Genomic DNA, 16,998 nt, shown 5'->3' on the forward strand with positions numbered 1-16,998 from the left:
CGTCACGTGCCCGGGCACCCGCCGTCGGGAAACCCCGTCCCATGAGCTCGCACGACACGCACGGAGTGACCTCGCACGGACGGCACACCCGCCGGCGGACGGTGACCCTGCACGGCGAGTCGGTCGGGTTCTGGGAGTCGATCCCGGCCCACCACGCCGAGGCCGGTCCCGAGGGCCCGTGGACCCATCCCGACGGCGAGGTCGTCGTCCTCGTGCACGGGATCGCCGGCAGCGCCGAGACCTGGCAGCCGGTGCTGGCCGAGCTCGCGCGGCGACGGGACGGCCGCCACGTGATCGTGCCCGACCTCGTCGGCCACGGGTCGTCGTCCGCACCGTGGGCCGACTACTCGCTGGGCGGCTACGCCACCGGGGTGCGCGACCTGCTCTCCGTGCTCGGCTACGACCACGCGGCGATCGTCGGGCACTCCCTCGGCGGCGGCGTGGTCCAGCAGTTCGCGCTGCAGTTCCCCGAGCACTGTGACCGGCTCGTCCTCGTCGCCTCCGGCGGGCTCGGTCGCGAGGTCAGCCCGGTGCTGCGGGCGGCGACGCTGCCCTTCGCCGACTGGGTGCTCCCGGTGATCAGCAACCGGCACGTGGCCGCCGGGATCGACCGCCTCGTGGCGACGGTGCCCGGCCTGCGCCTGTTCCGCGGTTCCGTCGGCGAGTCGGCCCGCTCGTTCACCTCGCTCGCGGACCCCGAGCACCGCCGCGCGTTCCTGCACACCGCCCGCAGCGTCCTCGACCCGGGCGGCCAGCGGGTGCGGGCCACCGAGCGGCTCTACCTGACCGAGGGCCTGCCCACCCTCATCGTGTGGGGCACCGCGGACTCGATGATCCCGGTGGCGCACGGCCATCGGGCGCACGCGCTCATCCCCGGCAGCCGGTTGGAGCTCTTCGAGGGCGCCGGTCACTTCCCGCACGCCGACGACCCCGCCCGCTTCACCGAGCTGCTGGTCGACTTCCTCGACCACACCGAGCCCGGCCACCGCAGCGTCCGGGAGCAGGCGGCCCGGATCGCCGCGCGCGCCGAGCTCGAGCCGACGGCCCGCTAGTCCGCGGGCCGGGCCGCCCCGGACGCGGGTCGCGTGGGGCGGTTGTGGCGCGACTAACACTGCCGGCCGATGACGGTTCCGTCCCGGCCGTGTCGTACAGGGCAATCCGCCTGACGGGGGACCTGATCCCCCGGGGGCGCGACGAGCCACTCGAACACACGGGAGGACACCATGTCGGATCGACACGTACGTGCGGTGGAGGACGGCTGGGCCGTCGAGAAGACGGACGCCAGCCGGGCGAGCGCCGTGCTCGCGGTGCAGGCCGAGGCCATCACCCGCGCGGTCGAGATCGTCGCCAACGACGGCGGCGGCGACGTGATCGTGCACGACACCGACGGCAAGGAGGTCGAGCGCCGCACCGTGGCGCGCGAGGCCGACGACGCCGCGGCGGTCGCGACCGAGCTCGCCGCGGCGGTGACGTCGAAGAAGGGCAAGGAGACCGCCAAGGCCGCCGGCAAGGCCGTCAAGGAGGACGCCGACGAGATCGGGGCGGACGCCACGACCGTCGCGAAGAAGACCGCCGGGCAGGCCGAGGACGGCGCCGAGAAGGTCCGGGCGACCACGAAGGCCGCCGCGGACGGCGTCAAGCAGGAGGTCGACGAGGTCCGTTCCGGCGACAAGTCGCTGCGCGCGGCCGCCCAGGACGTCTCCTCCATCGCGCGCACGACGGGCGGGCAGGTCGCCGACCAGGCCGACCGCACCGGCCGGCAGATCGCCGGCGAGGCCCGCGGCCTGGGCCGCCGGGCCGCCGCCGTGGTCGGCGAGACCGCGGAGGACGCCGGTGAGGAGCTCGTCGGCGTCACCGACCGCGCCGCCCGCGAGGGCGCGCGGGCGCAGCGCGAGCTGAACTCGGTCGCCGACCGCACCGGCAACGCCATCCACGCCGCGACCGAGGCCGCGGCCACACCGTTCGACCGGCTGGCGGTCCTGCTGAACCCGGTCCGCGTCACCGGCCGCGTCGTCGGGGCCGTCGCGACCGGCGGGCTGCGGCTGGTCGGCCTCGGTGCCGCCAAGGGCAGCGAGCAGGCCGACCGCGGGGCGCGCCGCCTCGCGAAGCGCTGACCCGTCGCCGGAGCCGGGGCCCGGACCGGGCCCCGGCTCCGGTGCGTCTCACCGCCCGGGGTCGATGTCGACCACGGTGACGTGCAGCTTCCGTCCGCCGAGGAGCGGGGCGAGGGCCGCGCGCAACACCGCCGTCGTCGTCGTCACCGGGTACCCGTCGGCGAGGACCAGGTCGATCTCGACGTGGCCCTCGTGGACCCGCAGGGCGCAGGCGGTGTCCCGTCGTGCGTGCCGGCCGTCGTCCTGACCGTCGTGGTGGTCGGCGAGGCGGGCCACGCCGGCGACGGCGAGGGCGCGCAGGCGCAGGGTGTCGAGGTCGGGGGTCACGGCGACTCACCTCCGTCGAGGCGGCGGCCGAACCCGATGGAGCACGGGGGGGTCGTGCCCGCGGGCGGGCTCGGCCGGTTCGGACGATGTGGTCGTGGGACACCACGGGCGCCCGGATCGTCATCCGCTGTCCGGGTGATCGATGCCACGCAATGGGATCGCATTCAACTACCGGGGTACAGGCCGCTCAGCACGCCGGCTCGAGCAGCGGGTCGCGGCGGAGCGAGAGGGCACGGTGGCCCGGGTGCCGGCATCGACGCTGGACCCGCGACGGGACATCCCCGACGTCGGGACGCCGCCCGCGGATGATCCTCCCCGCCCGCCGGGAGAGGATCCGGACGTCGACCGCTGGCTAGCCGGCCGGGTCGTCGAGGGCGACGTCGAGGCCTACGAGGAACTGCTGCGACGCCACCGCGACCGCATCTACCGGATCGCGCTGCGGGTGCTCGCGGATCCCGCCGACGCCGACGACGTCACCCAGGAGATCGCGATCCAGCTCTGGACCGGCCTCGCGAGCTTCACCGGCAGCGCCGCCTTCACCACGTGGCTCTACCGCGTGGTGGTCAACCGGTGCCTGAACCTGCGCCGACGCCGCCGCCCGACCGAGGAGATCACCGAGTCCACCCAACCCGCGACCCCGGGCCCCGAGGCGCGGGTGGTGGCCGGCCAGGAACTGGAGGCGGGGATGGCCGCTCTCGCGGAGATGCCCGAGGAGCTGCGGGTGGCGCTCGTGCTCGTCCAGCTCGAGGGTCTGACCTACGCCCAGGCCGCGACCGTGCTCAAGGTGCCCGAGGCCACGGTGCGCGGCCGGCTCGCCCGGGCACGGGCCCAGCTGGTGAAGCAGATGAGGAGCTGGGCATGACCGAGCGCCCCGGCCCGAGCGCCTCCGCCGTGGACCTCCTGGGCACCGAGACCGCTCTGCCGTGCGGGCGCGACCCGCAGCAGCTGCTCGAGCAGGTCACCGAGCACGGTCCCGTCGCGGTGGACGACCACCAGCGCAGCTGCCTGCACTGCCAGGCCGCGCTCGCCGAGTTCGACCGGCTGTGGGCGCCGATGCGCGCGGTCGCCGCCGACCGGCCGCAGGCCCCTCCGGGGGTGCTGGACTCCGTGCTCTCCAGCATCCGCGGCGTCAGCGAGGACCCGGAGTTCGCCCGGCTCGACGAGGGCTACGGCCACACCCGCATCTCCGGGCGGGTGGTCGCCGCCATCGCCCGGCACCACGCCGCCCGCGTCGCCGGCGTGCGCGGGGCGCTCGGCAGGCTCGACCGGGCCGGACACCGTCGCGGCGACCGCGACCCGGAGTTCCCCGAGACCTCGGTGCACTCCGCCCAGCCGTCCGACATGGCCCGCGGACCCCAGGCCAGTGCCGGGGTCGCCGGCGCCTCGACCGCCATCGCGATCGTGCTCGCCGCCGACTACGGCGTGGACCTGCCGGCCCTCGCCGACGAGGTCCGCGCCGCCGTGGTCGCCGGCGTCCGTGCCTACACCGGGCTCGAACCGGTCTCGGTGTCCGTGGTCGTCGACGAGGTCCTGCTCCCCCGTCCGGGTGAGGGAGAGCCAGCTCACTCGATCGGATCGTGACGATCGTGCGCGATGCGGTGTCTCACCACCGAGAACGACGGAGACGCTCCGCCCACCAGGGCGGGCCCGTCGTCCCGAAGGAGGACATCCACGATGACCACCCCGGCCACCACCCCGAAGGCCACCACCGCCACCGGCTCGGCCCTCGAGAGCACGCAGGGCAAGACCACGATCGCCGACGCCGTCGTCGCAAAGGTCGCGGGCCTCGCCGCCCGTGAGGTGAGCGGTGTGTACGGCTTCGGTGGCTCCGCCGCCCGCGCCTTCGGCGCGATCACCGAGCGCATCCCGGGCAGCCGCTCGTCGGTCACCCAGGGCGTCTCGGTGGAGGTCGGCGAGCGCCAGGCCGCGGTCGACCTGACCATCGTCGTCGAGTACGGCGTCGCCATCGCCGACCTGGCCCGCTCCGTGCGCCGCAACGTCATCTCCGCCGTCGAGCGCATGACCGGCCTCGAGGTCACCGAGGTCAACGTCGACGTCGTCGACCTGCACCTGCCCAGCGACGACGATGACGCCGAGCCCGCCCCGGCCGAGCCCGCCCGCGTGCGATGAGCTCGCCCGAGCCGCACCTCACCCCCGCGGTGATCGGGGGGCTCGACGTCGACCGGATCGCCGCCGCGGTGCAGGCCTGCCCCCTCGTGGCCGGCCTGCACCCCGGGGCCCACGGCGCCGTCGCCACGCTGCTGCCCGGCCGTCGGGTGCCGGGCATCCGCGTCCACGAGGCGGAAGGCCGCGCCGTCGGCCTCGAGATCGCCGTCACCGCCCGCTACGGCGCGGTGCTCGCCCAGGTCGGCGACCAGGTCCGCACGGCCGTCGCGGCCCTCGCCCCCGGCCTCCCGGCCGAGGTCACCGTCGCTGACATCGCCTGACCCGGGCCCTCCCGCCCACCCCTCTCCACCACAAGGAGATCCCATGATCACCACCAACACCGTCCTGGGGCTGACCTTCGGGACCGCCCTCGGCTTCGCCGGCGCCTTCGGCGGCTTCGGCGCGTTCCTGCTCGTGCTCGTGCTGGGCGTCGTGGGCCTGGTCGTCGGCCGCTGGCTCGACGGCCGGCTCGACCTCCGCGAGATCGGCGAGCAGCTCCGTGGCGCCGGCTCCGATCGGGGGAGGAATCGACTGTGACCGCCACGTCCACCACCCCCGACGACGTGGGTGACCGCGGCACGCTGACGATCGCCGACTCCGTCGTGGAGAAGCTCGTCGTCGCCGCGGCCGCCGAGGTCGAGGGGGTCGACACCATGACGAGGTCGGGCACGCTGGGCCGCTCGGCCCGCGCGAGCGTGCGCCGCGACGGCGACCGGGTCGAGGCCGACCTGCAGACCGCCGTGCGCTACCCGCACGGCCTGGCCGCCACGGCCGACGCCGCCCGCGACCGCATCCGCACGCGGCTCGACGAGTACACCGGACTGCAGGTGTCGCGCATCGACGTCACCGTCAGCGTCCTCAGCGGCGCCGCGCCGCGCCCGACGGGGCGGGTGGTCGCATGACCCGCCGTCCCCGCCGCACCCTGCCCGCGCTGCTGGTGGCCCTCGTGCTGCTCGCGCTCGGCGCGCTCGCGGCGACCAGCGCCATCCAGACCCTGCTCGGGCGGACCCCCGTGGTCTCGCTCGACGCCGTCCCCGGCGCCCTGTCCGGGGTCGCCTGGGAGTCGCCGATCGTCCTGATCGTCGCGGGCGTGGCCGCCGTCGTCGGGCTCGTGCTGCTGCTCGCGGCGATCCTGCCCGGGCCGTCCCACGTCCTGCCGCTGACCGCGGCACCCGCCACCACGGCTCCCACCGCGGGCGGCGACGCCGAGGCGTGGGGCCCGTGGTCGGGCAGCGGCGTCGAGGCCGCCGGCTGGCACCGCCACGACCTGGCCCTGCGGCTGCGCCGCCGGGCCGCCGACGTCGAGGGCGTCACCGGCGCCACGGCGAAGGTCCGACGCCGCAGCGTCAAGGTCGTTGCCCGCACCCACCGCGGGAGCACCGGCGACCTGCGCCAGGCCGTGGAGTCGGCCCTGTCCACCGACCTCGACTCGCTCGGGCTCGCCCGCCGACCGCGGTTGCGCGTGAGCGTGTCCTCCACCCGTAAGGACCGGTGATCGTCATGGCTCGTGGACGTGCCACGAACCCGCCCGCCCGGCTCAACCGGAGCCTGCTCGCCCTGGTGGGGATCCTGCTGATCGCCGCCGCGCTGCTGGCCGCCGGCATCTCGACCGGGCGGCTCCCGCTCGTCGCGTCGACCGCCGCGGTCGTGCCGTCGGCCTCGCTGCCCTCCTGGGCCGCCTGGGTCGTCGCGGTCGCCGGGGTCGTGGTCGGGTTGCTCGCGCTGCGCTGGCTGATCGCCCAGGCCCGCCGCCGGCCGGCCGGCTCGCCCTGGTCCGCCGAGGCCACCGGCCCAGTGGAGGGCCGCACCACCGCGTCCTCCTCGGTGATCGCCGACGCCCTGTGCGACGACCTCGAATCGCATCCGGCGATCGCCGACGCCACCGCCCGGCTCACCGCCCCCGGCCCGCGCCCGGCGCTCTACGTCGAGCTCGCCGTGGACGCCCGTGCCGACGCCACCGAGGCCCGGGCGCACCTCGAGCAACACGCCCTCCCACGGCTGCGCGGCGCGCTCGGCACCGAGACGCTGCCCGTGGAGCTGCTGCTGCGGACCGGGCGGGCCGGCAAGGACGAGCGGCGGGTCTCGTGAGCGCCCGCCGGGCCGCCGTCGTGACGGTGGCCCTCGCGGCCCTGCTCGGCGCCTGCGCCGACACGCCGCTGGTAAGGGCGCCGGGCGCCGGGGCCCCGACCTCGTCGGCGGCCCCGGCCACCCCCTCGGCCACCCCCGCGCCGAGCCCCTCACCGGCACCCGCCCCGGCGCCCCCGTCCACCGCGCAGCCGGCGACCTCGCCGCAGGCGGCCACGACGCCCGGTGGCCGGGTCGTCGACCTCGGCGACGGCGCCGCGACCACCCTGACGGTGTCACCGGTCGACCAGCGGGCCGTGGTCACGCTGGTCGGCACGTCGTCGGCCGCGGCCGTCCAGGTGAACCCGGACACCGCCGCCGTCGCGACCCGCAGCACCGTGACCGGCAGCCCCCGGTCCGTCGTGTCCGCCACGGACCGCTCCGGGCTGGTCCTGGCCGACCCCTCGGCCGGCCTGACCGGCGTCGCCCTGCCCTCCGGTTCCACCACCGACGCCCCGGCGGGCGCACCGGCCGGGGTCCAGGCGCTCGGCGTCGACCCGTCCGGGAACCTCCTGGTGGCTGCGACCGGGGTCGCCGGGGACGCCCGGCGGGAGGCGGCCGGCGTCACCTCGAACGGATCGCTGTCGCTGCTGCGCGACGGGCGCGTCGCGGCCCAGGTCGGCGGTCTCGGTCGGCCGGTCGCGCTCGCGGTCGCCGGGGAACGGGTCGCGGTGCTCGACACCGAGCGATCCGTGGTGCACCTGGTCGACCTGGCGACGATGCGGGAGGTCACCGCCGTACCCGCGGGCGACGGGTCCACCGCCGTGACGATCGACCGGCACGGCCGGCTGCTCGTCACCGACACCCGGGCCGGCGTGATCCGGCGCTACGACCTGACCGGGCAGTCCCCGGCGCCGCTGGCCCCGATCCAGCTCGGCGCGTCGACCGCCCCCTACGGCACCGCCTACGACGCCACGACCGACCGGCTCTGGGTCACGCTCACCGGCATGAACCGGCTGGTGGCGGTCGACCTGAGCTCGGCCCAGGAGCCGCGGGTGGTGCTGGACCTCGCGACGATCGCCCAGCCCGACCTGGTCGCGCTCGGCCAGGGCCGCGTGTACGTGGCGAGCCCCCGGACGGGCCAACTGCAGATCACCCTGGTGTAGGTGCAGGGACTGCCCCTGTCGGGGTACTCCCGCGATGACGCACGGCGAGCAGAGCCGTCGGAGGAAGGGACTCACCATGAGCACCGAGAAGAAGGCCGACAACAAGATCGACGAGGTCGCCGGCAAGGTCAAGGAGACCGTCGGCAAGGCGGTGGGCAACGAGTCCCTGACCGCCGAGGGCAAGACCCAGCAGGGGAAGGCCAACATCAAGCAGGCCGGCGAGAAGGTCAAGGACGCCTTCAAGTCCTGACCGACCCCCTCCTGCACGCGGGCCGCCCGTCACCGTGGTGACGGGCGGCCCGTTCGCGTTCCGGGATCAGTCGCTCGCGGGAGCCCACCGGGGCGGAGCGGTCTCGGCCTGCAGCTCCATCTCGGCGGTGGCCTGCACGAGTTGCATGAGTTCGGGGTCCAGGCCGGGGCCGAACTCCTCCGGCCGTTCCACGGCGATACCCGGGAACGGCACCCCCTCGGGGGCCTGCTCGGTGGACATCGTGGTCCCGTCCTTCGACGGCGAGGTGCCCTGGATGATCCGTCCGGCCTCGGAGAGCTGGTCGAGGCTGAAGGTGTACTGCTTCGACTGCAGCCCCTGCTCGGTCAGCGTCCTGACCTCCGGGAACTGCTCGGCGTTGGTCTTCGGGATCGGCAGCAGCTTGTTCCACTCCACCCCGAGGCACTCCAGCGCCTTCGCGTAGGCGTTCTCGTGGGCCTGGTCCCGCACGATCAGGTACGCGATCGTCGACCGGGCCGTCTTGTTCGCCGTCATCTCGTAGAGCCGGCACTTCTGCAGTCGCCCGGTGGACTCCAGCATCAGGTTGTAGAGCAGGTTCAACGGCAGGTTGCCCGAGTCGTAGACGTACTTGCCCGTCCACGGGTCGCCCTGCGCATCCACCGGCAGCGCGCCCTGGGCGCCGACCAGCCAGTGGTGGATGTTCCCGCCCGAGAGCGCGATGTTCAGCGGGGTCGCGCCGCCGGCGCCGGGCTCGTCGAGCGAGGTGGGGTTGCCCTGGTAGCGGGGCGACCCGTCCACGAGCTGGGCGATCGTGGAGGCGATGAGCTCGACGTGGCCGATCTCCTCGGTGCCGATGCCGTAGAGCAGGTCGCGGAACGGCTTGCCCGTCGGACCGCGGAAATTGAAGCTCTGGAACAGGTACTGCATCATCGTGCGCATCTCGCCGAACTGACCGCCCAGACCCTCCTGGAGGGCGTTGGCGGCGGCCGGGTCCGGCTCGTCGGCGGCGATCTCGTTGAGCATGCGTTGCACGTGCAGGAACACGGAGTTGCCCCTCTGCGGATGAAGGCACTGCGACCCGCCCTGGGGCTCGAACGGCGTCGACGACCCCCGCCGGATGGACGGCGGGGACGGTCGGGCAAACGCCCCCTCCCCCGCCGTCGCCCGGGTCGGTGGTCCCCGGCCCACGCCGACCGACCCGCTGCCCACGGGCGGGGGTGCTTGCCGCAGGATGAGCCCCCACGGTCTACTGACCGCGGCGTGTCAGCGGTGCCCGCTCCAACCCGGGGGTGACGCACCGAGGTGTTCGAGGACCGGTGCCGCTCCTCTCTCCCGGCTCCGGTTCCCCCGGCGCGCATGCGCCGTGTCAGCGGGAAGTGAGGACGACGGTGCCCGAGGAGCCGCAGGCCACGCTCGCCGAGGTGATCGACCTGCTCGACCAGGTCGGCGCCCGACTCGGTGCCCTGGGCATCGCCCTTCCCGACGAGGACGACCGGCCGGCGGCCGCAACGGGACCGGCGGCCGCGGAGACCGGGGCGATGCACCGGGCCCGCGCCTGTCACGCGCAGGAGCGGGCCCAGGAGATGCGGAAGGGCCTCGAGGACGTCCGACGGCGGGCGGTGGCGGTCGCCGAGCAGATGCGCGCCCGGCGGGCCGAGCGGCACCGCGAGGACGGCGGGGTCCCCGCGTGGTGGGACGGCGTGGCCGCCGCCGCCGACCGTCTGCTCGACACCCAGCTCGAGGACGAGGTCCACGTCCACACCCGGCTGCTCGACGCCGCGCGCGCCGCGGTCCCGGTCGCGGCGGGCGTCGGGCTGGTGTGGTGCGACGAGACGGACGTGCTGCGCTCGTTCCACGACGACGACGTACTCGACGATCTCGCCGAGCACGCCCGCCGTGCCCGGTCCGGACCGGGTCCGGCGGCGCTCGAGGACACGATCGTGCAGGTCCCGGACGTCCGGCTCGACCCCCGCTGGCCCGCTCTCGCCGCGGACGCCGAGGACCTGGGCATCGGCAGCCTCCTGGCCGTCCGGCTGACCGCCGACGGCCAGGACCGCGGACGGGACCGGGGCCCGCACCTGGCGGCGCTCTTCCACGCCCCGCGACCGCACACCTTCGGGTTGACCGCGGTGACGGCCGCACGGCTCTACGCCCGGCAGGCCGCGATCCTCCTGCTCGGCGCACGGAGGGCCACCGGTCTGACGCGGGCGATCGAGGGCCGGGACGTCATCGGACAGGCCAAGGGCATCCTCGTGGCGCGGGACGGCATCTCGCCGGAGGCGGCCTTCACGCGGCTGACCGAGGCGTCGCAGTCGACGAACGTGAAGCTGCGCGACGTCGCGGCCTGGCTCGTCGAGGAGACGCAGCAGGGGTGAGGCCTCCCGGCACCGGGTCCGGACGCGGACCTGGTCCCGGTCAGGCCCGCAGGGTCCGGCTCGGCGAGATGCCGTAGGTCGCGCGGTACATCGTCGCGAAGCGGCCGGGGTTGGCGAAGCCCCACTGGGCCGCGATCGCCGCGACGGTGTCGCCCCGCGTCGGGTCGGCCGCCTCGAGGGCGCGGTGGGCGCGCAGGAGACGGACCTGGCGCAGGTAGGCCATCGGCGAACCGCCGCGGTGGCGGTTGAACGCCAGCTGCAGGGCCCGCGGGCCGACGCGGGCGGCCTGCGCGATCTCGTCGAGGGTCACGTCCTCCCCCGCGTGGGCCTCGATGTACTCGACGGCCCGGCGGAGCGCAGCGGGTTCGGTGTCCGGGCGCTCGCCGCGGGTCGGCGCCACGAGCGCCCCGACCAGGTGCCGGGCCACGTCACCGACGGGTTCGTCGAGAGCCGCCGCGGTCTCCAGCAGCACCTCGAACGCCTCCCCGGGATCGAGATCGAGGTGGCGGGCGAGGACCGACGTCGCCCCCGCGAGGTCCGGCGCCCCGCCGTCCGGGTCACCGACGAGCGCCCGGCCGAGGTGCTCGGCGATCCCCCGCGCCACCGCACGGGCGGCGTCGGTGACGACGGCGGTCTGGCGCCAACCGAGGACCAGGGCGCCGTCGCCGTCACCGACCGCGCACAGCAGCAGGGCCTGCACGCCGGCGGCGCGGGCGGCGGAGGCCAGGGCCGGGTGGTCGTCCCCGGGGACGCGGATCTCCCGCACGCCGGACGCGATCACGGAGCGGCAGGCGTCGTCGAGCGACCCGGGCGGGTCGGCGGCGACCGCCCCGGCGGTCGGGCCGACCACGCCGTCCGCGCGGACGTACCGGCTCCAGTCGGCCCCGGGCACCACCCGGGACGCGAGCTCGACGAGCCGCGCCACCCGGTCCCCGGCCTCCCGCACCCCGGCGGCGACGCGGGCGGCGGCGAGCTCGGCCACCTCACCCTCGGCGACCGGGAGGGACGGGGCCGTCACCGACGCGGCGACCCGGCGGATCAGCTCGGAGCGCCGCGCCAGCTCCCGCGCGTGCCGGCGGACCTCCGCCACCTCGTCGCGGACGCGACGCGCCTCGACCCGCGCCAGGTACGCCCGGCCCTGCCGGATCGTGCGGTTCTCCTGGGCGGACCCGTCCTCCCCCGCCAGGCGGTCCAGCGCCTCGAGACGGTCCGACACCGTCTCCAACAGCTCGGCCAGGCCCGCCAGGCCGTCGTCGATGCCCTCCCTGCTCACGCTGACAGCTTCCTCCTCGGGGGCGTCCTCGTCACGTTTCGTGCCGACTCGTCAGGGTATCGCGGTCTCGAGTTGATCCATCAGGATGATGGCCCCGTCGGGGTGGCCCTGGCGTCCGACGAGCGGCGACACCCCGATGGCCAGCTGCACGGTGCGTCCACGCCGGTTGATGGCCTCGACCCGCAGCGGGTCCTGGCGCACCCCCTCCCCGTGCAGGACGTCGCGCACCAGCGGACGGACCCGGTCGGTCGCGAGACCGATGTCGAGGTTGAGCAGGTGCTGGCCGACCGCCTCGTCGGAGCGCAGGCCCCAGAGGTCGTCGGCCCGCCCGTTCCAGGCCTGCACGATCAGCTCGGTGTCGACCACGACGACGGCGGTGCGCAGGCTGCCGAGCACCGACTCCAGGAAGTCGTTGGCGCGGTCGAGCTGCGAGGTGCGCTCGCGCATCTCGTCGTTCATCGACTGGAGCTCGTCGTTGGTGGACTGGAGCTCCTCGTTCGTCGTCTCCAGCTCCTCCACGGTGGACTGCAGCTCCTCGTTCGTCGTCTCCAGCTCCTCCACGGTGGACTGCAGCTCCTCGTTCGTCGTCTCCAGCTCCTCGACCGTGGACTGCAGCTCCTCGTAGGCGGTCTCCACCTGCCGGTGCGCCGCCTGGAGCTCCCCGGTCATCCGCCGGTAGCGCGTCACGTCGGTGAAGAAGAGCGCGACCGCGGGACCCTCGTCGGCCGCGCCGGCGAGCGGGACGACCTGGATGTCGAAGTAGAGCGTCTCGGTGGACGACCGGGCGAACTCCGCCTCGTGCTGCCAGAGCGAGGTCCGGTTGCGCCGGACGTCCTCGTAGGAGGAGCGCAGCCCGGCGATGCGGTGACAGAGCTCGAGCTCGGTGAAGCGCCGCCCGATCTCGCGGCTGGTGATGCCGAGCTGGGCCTCCGCCCGGCGGTTGGCGGTCGCGACCACCTCGTCCGGAGTGACGACCACCGTCGCGAGCGGGCTGAACAGCAGGGCCTCGTCGTCGAGCTGGACCTCGCCGCGGGACCCCGACGTCGGGAGCCGGTTGATCGCCCCGATCCCGCGGCCGCTGGGGTCGACCTGGTCCGCCCTGCGGAAGAAGCGGCGCCTGAGGTCGATCGGCAGGAAGAGCCGACCGTGGCTCAGCAGCATCTCGGCCTTGCCGAGGAAGAGCACCCCCGCGGTGTTGAGGGCGAAGTGGAACCGCCGCAGCACGTGCGACTGGGTCTCCGCGTTGAGGTACATCAGCGTGTTCCGACAGACCAGCAGGTCCAGCCGACCGATGGGCGCGTCCTGGACGAGGTCGTTCCGACCGAAGATCACGCAGCGGCGCAGGTCGCTGCGGAAGGTCCAGCGGGAGCCGCTCCGCTCGAAGTAGCGCTCCCGCCAGCCCGCGGGCAGGGACTTCAGTTCCTTCTCCGAGTACGTGGCCTGGCGGGCCGCGGCCAGCGCGTCCTCGTCGACGTCGGTGGCATACACCTTCACGCGGGCACGGAACTCCTCGACGCCGAGCGCCTCGGCGAACACCATCGCGAGCCCGTAGGCCTCCTCGCCGCTCGCGCACCCGGCCGACCACACCCGCACCGACTCGCCGCGCGACTTCGGCGCCAGGATCTGCGGGACCACCTGCTCGGCGAGCTCGTCCCACGCCTCGGGGTCGCGCAGGAACCCGGTGACGTTGATGAGCACCGTGTTGAACAGCTGCGTGAACTCCTCGGTGTCCACCTGCAGCAGATCCAGGTACTCGGCGAACGTCGACGCGTCCACCTGCGCCATCCGCCGGGCGACGCGGCGACGGATGCTCGAGCGCTTGTACCCGGTGAAGTCGAAGCCGCGGCTCTCCTTGAGGAAGGTGAGCAGACCCTCGAACTCCGCCTCCTCGGCCGGACCGAAGGCGGGCCCGTCGGGCCCGGAGCCGGTCGCGACCGGGTACCCGTCGTCCTCGGCGTCGTCGTCGGTCACCATGCCTCTCCGTCCCGGGGGCTCGACAGCAGGTCACGCACCACGGCCGCGGAGGCGAGCGCGTCGTGTGCAGTCTCGCGTGCCCGGTCGGCCAGGCGCGAGGAGCCCCGCGCTTCCGCGTTCCGCCCGATCCGGTGGTGGAGCGCGGCCTTCTCCTCGAGCGCCCGCAGTGCGGTCTCCAGCGCCCGCTCCGCCGCTACGGCCTGGCCGGCCCGCAGGCTCTCCTGCGACCACGCGTGCCCGATCCGGCACCGGTAGCGCAGCAGGAGCGGCTCGTCGGCCTCGTAGAGCGGGCCGCTGCAGTCCGGGCAGGAGAGCCCCACGGCCTCGCGGAACGGCTCCGACCAGCCCTCGCGGTGGCCGAGGGCGACGCCGACCTCCCCGGCGAGGCGCTCGCTCGTCCGCGCGACGCCCACGGCAGGGCGTGCCAGCAGCGCGACGAGCGTCTCGGCCAGTCGCGCCGCCGGGGCCACCGCGGCGCCCGGCACCTGGCGCAGCGCGGCCGTCGGCATGGCGACGAAGGCCGCCTCGTCCGGATCCTGGACCGCGGCCGCGCCGCCGTGCCGGACGATCTCGAGCAGGCCGGCGGCCCCGTCGTCGAGCATGCCGCTCAGCACCACTCCGAGCGCCGCCGGCCCCACCTCGAGGGCGAGCGACCGGAAGAGCGGGTCCACCGCCGGGCGGTACCCGTTCTCGCGGGGCCCGCGGGCGACCCGGAGCGTCCGTCTCTCCAGGAGCAGGTGGTGACCGGGCACGGCCACGTGGACGTCGCCCGCGACCACCGGTGCGCCGTCGCAGGCCGCCCGCACCGGGAGCGGGCTCCGGCGGTCGAGCAGCTCCGCGAGGCGTCCCGGCCCGGCCTCGGACTGGTGGATCACGACGAGGACCGCGGCGGGCAGCGACGCCGGGAGCCCGGCGAGCAGCGTCCCGACCGCCTCGAGCCCCCCGGCGGACGCGCCGACGCCGATCACCCGGGGCGGGTCGGTCCCGTCGGGGCACGGGACGAGGGCGGCCATCGGGCTCCTCCGGGCGACAGGGCCTCGGTCCGGGCTGGAGGAGGTCAACCCGTGGGCAGTCCTACCACGGCGCGCACCGCCGTGACGGGTCGGACCTCGCGGCGTCCGCGCCCGGTCAGAGCAGGTCGGTGATCTCCAGGGCCCGCCCCGCGACCCGGCCGGCGCTCACCACGCGCAGGCCGCCACCGGCCCGACGCGCCCGGTCCCGGGCCGCGGCGAGGACGTCGCGCAGCTCCGGGGTGGACACCGGGCGGTCCAGCTCCACGACGAGCACGGGCGGCGCCCCGTCCAGCTCGTGGTCGAGCGTCCGCCGCAGGATCGTGGCGTCGGCGTGGCCGGGCACCCCGGACATCCGGACCACCACCCACCCGGCGTCGTCGCGATCGACCTCGAGCTCGACCGTGGGACTCGCGACCAGCACGTCCCCTCCTCTGCCGTGAACGGCGGCTGGGGGGTCAACCACGTCCGATGGTGGCACGCCCCCGACCCGGGCGAGCGCGTGAACCGTTCCAGCGGCTGCGGCGGGCGCGGTCCTGGTCGTGGTGTGCGTTCGGCGGCTCCGGTGTTCGCTCCACACTCTGTTTCACCGGTGAGGCGGGTGTCGCAGCCGACCCCGGGGGGACGATGCCCCCGCCGCCCGGGCCCTCGGCGTCACCGCGGCCGTCTCGGTCGCGCTCGTGCCGCGGGACCGTCCGCTCGGCGCGGTGACGCTCTACGGCCTCCGACCGGCCCGGGGCACGCCCCGGGCACGCGTGCGATGCTGCGGGCCTGACCAGGGACGGCGGTGGAGCCGCACGGCGCCGCCCGCGCCGCACCGACGCGTCTCCCCGCGTCTCCGGGGGCGCGCGAGGGAAGGACCGGATGGCCGTCGTACGCCTCGTCGCGGTCGCCCGCCGGACGTTGTTCGACGAGCCCTGCGCGGTGCTCTCCGACGACGGTGAGGTGCCGTCGATGATGACGGTGCCGCTCACCGCCGAGGAGCTGCTCGGGCTCGTGCGCCTGCTCGACCCCTGGCTGGGGTCCGTCGGGCCCGGCCGCGAGGTGACGATCCGCGTCGTCGCCCGCGGCGCCGCGGTGCACCCGGTCGTGGAGATCGTCGAGGAGACCGCGGGCCTCGTCCGTCCCCCGACCTCGGGCGCGGCCACGTCGTGGGTCGAGGCGCTCGGCCTCGCGCACCGCTCCCGGGTCCCGATCCGCATCGACGAGGACCTGCTCTCGGCGTGCCGCGTCGACCCGTCCGCCCTCGACCGGGTCGTCCCCCTGACCGAACGACCCCCGCTCGTGCCCACCGTGGAGCAGCAGCGCCGGCTCGCGCGGGCGTTCTCGGACATCACGACCCCGCACGACGAGGAGACCTGAGCGCGCGCCCCGCCGGTCTAACCCCGGTGCGCGCCGGACCGCCCGAAGCCGAGGCCGCCGCCGAAGAGGCCGCGACGGGCGCTGCGCCGCGGCCCGAGGCGGGGTCCGACGGGCTGGCCGAGGGCGAAGCGGATGAGCTCCTCGTTCCCGGTGGCGAGCCAGATCCCGTCGGGGCCGTACAGGGTGTCCTCGAAACCCATGCGGGTGTCGAACCCCTCCCGGCGCGCGTACTCCAGCACCGGCCACGCACCGTCCTCCTCGCCGTGCAGCAGCACGGGCACGGGGACCGGCATCGGTTGCAGGGCACGGAGGAGGCGGACGGCCTCGGCGACGGCCGTGTCCGGGTCGGTGACGGTCACCTCGACCGCGATCCGCACGGTGTTCACCGGGACGCCGGCGAGGCGCAGCTGCACGGCGTCACCGGTGGTCCAGACGCCGAGCTCGATCCCGAGCCCGACCGACGCGACCGCCTCGCAGACGGTCTCCCACCCGCGCTCGTGCACGCTGACGGCCAGCACGTCGGGACGTCGGTGGCTGGGCAGCCGCGCCCACTCCTGGGCGATCTCGGTCCGCCGGAAGGCGTTCGGCTCCACCCAACGCGCGAGCGGGACGCCGACCTCGAGGCTCGGCGCGGCCTGCCGGATCGCCCCGACGGTCGCGGCGACCACGTCCGGGTCGAGGCTCTCGCGCCCGTGCTCGTCGCGGGGGTGGACGTGGAAGCTGCGCACCCCGAGCGCGGCCACGGCGGCCGCGTCCCGCGCCAGGTCGTCGGGGGTGGCGGGCAGCGCCGGCGTGTCGCCTCCGGGACGCGCCCCGTTGGGACAGCACTGCAGCACCACGGCCTCCCCCCGCGAACCGGACTCCGAGGTCCATCGTGACACCGTGCCGACGCCCGGGCGCAGGCACGACGCGAACGGTTCGTCCTGGTCGGTGACAGG

General features: G+C 75.4%; 21 protein-coding genes. 14 read left to right on the top strand and 7 right to left on the bottom strand.

All coding sequences use genetic code 11. The features are described 5' to 3' along the window. The first annotated feature begins 41 nt into the window (after positions 1-41). Entirely contained in the window at positions 42-1,052 is a 1,011-nt protein-coding gene (locus tag QSK00_RS26565; protein WP_285595835.1) for an alpha/beta fold hydrolase, read from the top strand. 171 nt (positions 1,053-1,223) lie between these two features. Continuing rightward, entirely contained in the window at positions 1,224-2,114 is an 891-nt protein-coding gene (locus QSK00_RS26570) for a DUF2188 domain-containing protein (protein WP_285595837.1), read from the top strand. A gap of 48 nt (positions 2,115-2,162) precedes the next feature. Here QSK00_RS26570 and QSK00_RS26575 read toward each other — a convergent pair whose 3' ends face one another. Beyond that, complete coding sequence (locus QSK00_RS26575) at positions 2,163-2,441, bottom strand: hypothetical protein (protein ID WP_285595839.1); 279 nt, start codon at positions 2,439-2,441, stop codon at positions 2,163-2,165. Positions 2,442-2,685: 244 nt separating this feature from the next. Between QSK00_RS26575 and QSK00_RS26580 the strand changes: the two genes are divergently transcribed. From QSK00_RS26580 to QSK00_RS26625, 10 genes are all read left to right on the top strand, one after another. Continuing rightward, complete coding sequence (locus tag QSK00_RS26580) at positions 2,686-3,303, top strand: RNA polymerase sigma factor (protein WP_285595841.1); 618 nt, start codon at positions 2,686-2,688, stop codon at positions 3,301-3,303. Continuing rightward, positions 3,300-4,022 (top strand): Asp23/Gls24 family envelope stress response protein, encoded by a 723-nt coding sequence (locus tag QSK00_RS26585; protein ID WP_285595843.1) that lies wholly within the window; start codon positions 3,300-3,302, stop codon positions 4,020-4,022. The genes QSK00_RS26580 and QSK00_RS26585 overlap by 4 nt, the downstream gene beginning before the upstream one ends. A gap of 93 nt (positions 4,023-4,115) precedes the next feature. After that, positions 4,116-4,571: an Asp23/Gls24 family envelope stress response protein gene (locus QSK00_RS26590; protein WP_285595845.1), complete on the top strand. Its 456-nt coding sequence runs from the start codon at positions 4,116-4,118 to the stop codon at positions 4,569-4,571. Then, positions 4,568-4,888 (top strand): hypothetical protein, encoded by a 321-nt coding sequence (locus QSK00_RS26595; protein WP_285595847.1) that lies wholly within the window; start codon positions 4,568-4,570, stop codon positions 4,886-4,888. Before QSK00_RS26590 ends, QSK00_RS26595 begins: the two co-directional genes overlap by 4 nt. Before the next feature lie 43 nt (positions 4,889-4,931). Continuing rightward, complete coding sequence (locus tag QSK00_RS26600) at positions 4,932-5,144, top strand: DUF2273 domain-containing protein (RefSeq protein ID WP_285595849.1); 213 nt, start codon at positions 4,932-4,934, stop codon at positions 5,142-5,144. Next, complete coding sequence (locus QSK00_RS26605) at positions 5,141-5,509, top strand: Asp23/Gls24 family envelope stress response protein (protein WP_285595852.1); 369 nt, start codon at positions 5,141-5,143, stop codon at positions 5,507-5,509. Before QSK00_RS26600 ends, QSK00_RS26605 begins: the two co-directional genes overlap by 4 nt. Continuing rightward, on the top strand, positions 5,506-6,102 hold the full coding sequence (locus tag QSK00_RS26610; RefSeq protein ID WP_285595854.1) for a DUF6286 domain-containing protein: 597 nt from the start codon (positions 5,506-5,508) through the stop codon (positions 6,100-6,102). Before QSK00_RS26605 ends, QSK00_RS26610 begins: the two co-directional genes overlap by 4 nt. Before the next feature lie 5 nt (positions 6,103-6,107). Next, entirely contained in the window at positions 6,108-6,695 is a 588-nt protein-coding gene (locus QSK00_RS26615; protein ID WP_285595856.1) for an alkaline shock response membrane anchor protein AmaP, read from the top strand. Continuing rightward, positions 6,692-7,837: an NHL repeat-containing protein gene (locus QSK00_RS26620; protein ID WP_285595858.1), complete on the top strand. Its 1,146-nt coding sequence runs from the start codon at positions 6,692-6,694 to the stop codon at positions 7,835-7,837. Before QSK00_RS26615 ends, QSK00_RS26620 begins: the two co-directional genes overlap by 4 nt. A 76-nt stretch (positions 7,838-7,913) precedes the next feature. Then, the gene (locus tag QSK00_RS26625; protein WP_285595860.1) at positions 7,914-8,087 is read left to right on the top strand and encodes a CsbD family protein; all 174 of its coding nucleotides are present in this window, start codon (positions 7,914-7,916) and stop codon (positions 8,085-8,087) included. Positions 8,088-8,153: 66 nt separating this feature from the next. Here the strand turns inward: QSK00_RS26625 and QSK00_RS26630 are convergent, their stop codons facing one another. After that, a complete protein-coding gene (locus QSK00_RS26630; protein WP_285595862.1) occupies positions 8,154-9,110 on the bottom strand; it encodes a manganese catalase family protein in 957 nt (318 codons plus the stop codon). Positions 9,111-9,454: 344 nt separating this feature from the next. On the opposite strand from QSK00_RS26630, the gene QSK00_RS26635 reads away from it, so the two are divergent. Continuing rightward, positions 9,455-10,441 carry an ANTAR domain-containing protein gene (locus tag QSK00_RS26635; protein WP_285595864.1) on the top strand — a complete coding sequence of 329 codons (987 nt, stop codon included), beginning with the start codon at positions 9,455-9,457 and terminating at the stop codon, positions 10,439-10,441. 40 nt (positions 10,442-10,481) lie between these two features. Here the strand turns inward: QSK00_RS26635 and QSK00_RS26640 are convergent, their stop codons facing one another. The 4 genes from QSK00_RS26640 to QSK00_RS26655 all read right to left on the bottom strand — a co-directional run bounded on the left by QSK00_RS26640 (position 10,482) and on the right by QSK00_RS26655 (position 15,122). Further along, positions 10,482-11,714 carry a helix-turn-helix transcriptional regulator gene (locus QSK00_RS26640; protein WP_285595866.1) on the bottom strand — a complete coding sequence of 411 codons (1,233 nt, stop codon included), beginning with the start codon at positions 11,712-11,714 and terminating at the stop codon, positions 10,482-10,484. A gap of 51 nt (positions 11,715-11,765) precedes the next feature. Continuing rightward, positions 11,766-13,688: a CheR family methyltransferase gene (locus QSK00_RS26645; RefSeq protein ID WP_285595868.1), complete on the bottom strand. Its 1,923-nt coding sequence runs from the start codon at positions 13,686-13,688 to the stop codon at positions 11,766-11,768. Then, positions 13,682-14,701 (bottom strand): chemotaxis protein CheB, encoded by a 1,020-nt coding sequence (locus tag QSK00_RS26650; RefSeq protein WP_285595871.1) that lies wholly within the window; start codon positions 14,699-14,701, stop codon positions 13,682-13,684. The genes QSK00_RS26645 and QSK00_RS26650 overlap by 7 nt, the downstream gene beginning before the upstream one ends. A 115-nt stretch (positions 14,702-14,816) precedes the next feature. After that, positions 14,817-15,122 carry a hypothetical protein gene (locus QSK00_RS26655; RefSeq protein WP_285595873.1) on the bottom strand — a complete coding sequence of 102 codons (306 nt, stop codon included), beginning with the start codon at positions 15,120-15,122 and terminating at the stop codon, positions 14,817-14,819. A gap of 440 nt (positions 15,123-15,562) precedes the next feature. Here QSK00_RS26655 and QSK00_RS26660 point away from each other — a divergent pair, with 440 nt between their 5' ends. Then, a complete protein-coding gene (locus QSK00_RS26660; protein ID WP_285595876.1) occupies positions 15,563-16,060 on the top strand; it encodes a hypothetical protein in 498 nt (165 codons plus the stop codon). A 17-nt stretch (positions 16,061-16,077) separates the two neighbouring features. On the opposite strand, the gene QSK00_RS26665 is transcribed toward QSK00_RS26660, so the two are convergent. Further along, positions 16,078-16,941, bottom strand: coding sequence for a 3-keto-5-aminohexanoate cleavage protein (locus QSK00_RS26665; RefSeq protein ID WP_285595879.1), 864 nt, complete (start codon positions 16,939-16,941; stop codon positions 16,078-16,080). Positions 16,942-16,998: the final 57 nt, after the last annotated feature.

The organism is Actinomycetospora sp. NBRC 106378, assembly GCF_030269685.1.
GTDB lineage: Bacteria > Actinomycetota > Actinomycetes > Mycobacteriales > Pseudonocardiaceae > Actinomycetospora.

Excerpts from the sequence above, each read along its gene's own strand:
- QSK00_RS26565 (WP_285595835.1), top strand. The coding sequence starts at position 42 with ATGAGCTCGCACGACACGCACGGAGTGACCTCGCACGGACGGCACACC.
- QSK00_RS26570 (WP_285595837.1), top strand. The coding sequence starts at position 1,224 with ATGTCGGATCGACACGTACGTGCGGTGGAGGACGGCTGGGCCGTCGAG.
- QSK00_RS26585 (WP_285595843.1), top strand. The coding sequence starts at position 3,300 with ATGACCGAGCGCCCCGGCCCGAGCGCCTCCGCCGTGGACCTCCTGGGC.
- QSK00_RS26590 (WP_285595845.1), top strand. The coding sequence starts at position 4,116 with ATGACCACCCCGGCCACCACCCCGAAGGCCACCACCGCCACCGGCTCG.
- QSK00_RS26595 (WP_285595847.1), top strand. The coding sequence starts at position 4,568 with ATGAGCTCGCCCGAGCCGCACCTCACCCCCGCGGTGATCGGGGGGCTC.
- QSK00_RS26600 (WP_285595849.1), top strand. The coding sequence starts at position 4,932 with ATGATCACCACCAACACCGTCCTGGGGCTGACCTTCGGGACCGCCCTC.
- QSK00_RS26610 (WP_285595854.1), top strand. The coding sequence starts at position 5,506 with ATGACCCGCCGTCCCCGCCGCACCCTGCCCGCGCTGCTGGTGGCCCTC.
- QSK00_RS26615 (WP_285595856.1), top strand. The coding sequence starts at position 6,108 with ATGGCTCGTGGACGTGCCACGAACCCGCCCGCCCGGCTCAACCGGAGC.
- QSK00_RS26625 (WP_285595860.1), top strand. The coding sequence starts at position 7,914 with ATGAGCACCGAGAAGAAGGCCGACAACAAGATCGACGAGGTCGCCGGC.
- QSK00_RS26645 (WP_285595868.1), bottom strand. The coding sequence starts at position 13,688 with ATGGTGACCGACGACGACGCCGAGGACGACGGGTACCCGGTCGCGACC.
- QSK00_RS26650 (WP_285595871.1), bottom strand. The coding sequence starts at position 14,701 with ATGGCCGCCCTCGTCCCGTGCCCCGACGGGACCGACCCGCCCCGGGTG.
- QSK00_RS26660 (WP_285595876.1), top strand. The coding sequence starts at position 15,563 with ATGGCCGTCGTACGCCTCGTCGCGGTCGCCCGCCGGACGTTGTTCGAC.